This window comes from Bacillus sp. SIMBA_008, assembly GCF_046535495.1.
In the GTDB taxonomy this organism is placed as follows: Bacteria; Bacillota; Bacilli; order Bacillales; family Bacillaceae; genus Bacillus; species Bacillus subtilis.
Genome location: NZ_JAWRWL010000451.1, coordinates 1 through 272 on the forward strand (window position 1 = coordinate 1; position 272 = coordinate 272).

Consider the following 272-nt stretch of genomic DNA (forward strand, 5'->3'; position numbering starts at 1 on the left):
CCAGTCTGCCGATGGGGCTTGATGAAATCGAGCAGGAAATTTTCAAGAAATTTAAAATGAAAGGCCTTCTCCTCGGTGACCGGGAGGCGATCAGCCTGATGGACACGACTTTGGAGGAAGGGCGTTCAAATATCGTCAATGCCGGTTTGAAAAAGGACGGGTCTTTAAGATCCGACTCAGCGGCGGTCAGCGAACAGGACTTTCATCTGCTGACAGACCACGTGCGGCGGACATTTGAACAGGCGGGCGAAGCGATAACGGACGGGCTTGTG

The 272-nt window shown here is 52.9% G+C and carries 1 protein-coding gene; it reads left to right on the forward strand.

What is annotated here, in order from left to right; genetic code table 11:
- A partial coding sequence (locus tag SB658_RS23980; protein WP_410602838.1) for a hypothetical protein occupies positions 1 to 272 on the forward strand: 272 nt, incomplete at both ends.